Origin of the sequence: Micromonospora sp. Mcm103, assembly GCF_024519755.1 — a bacterium.
In the GTDB taxonomy this organism is placed as follows: domain Bacteria; phylum Actinomycetota; class Actinomycetes; order Mycobacteriales; family Micromonosporaceae; genus Micromonospora; species Micromonospora aurantiaca.
The window spans coordinates 1-271 of the sequence record NZ_JALJRJ010000071.1 but is presented as its reverse complement, the minus strand read 5'-3'; the positions used below and the strand labels follow the sequence as shown (position 1 = coordinate 271).

Below are 271 nucleotides of genomic sequence, written 5' to 3'. Positions count from 1 at the left end.
CGACCGCGGCACGCTCGTCCATGCCGGCCTTCTTCGTCGCCGCGATGATCGCCTTCACGTTCTTGGTCTGCTCGTCGTTCAACTCGATACGCGACTGCTCACCCTGCACACCGTGCGGGATCAGCTTGTCACCCTGCATCGCGACACTCACCGGCTTCACGCTCGCGGTCGTGTCGGCCGCGTGGGCGGCCACCGGACCGGCGAACACGCCACCGGTGAAAGCCAGACCAGCAATACCCAGAACGCTCTTACGCAGAATCGTGTTCATCAC

At 63.8% G+C, this 271-nt stretch carries 1 pseudogene; it reads right to left on the bottom strand.

Annotated features, from left to right (window positions below):
- Positions 1 to 268 (bottom strand): annotated as a pseudogene (locus OC439_RS30225) (hypothetical protein); the annotation flags it as partial.
- Positions 269 to 271: the final 3 nt, after the last annotated feature.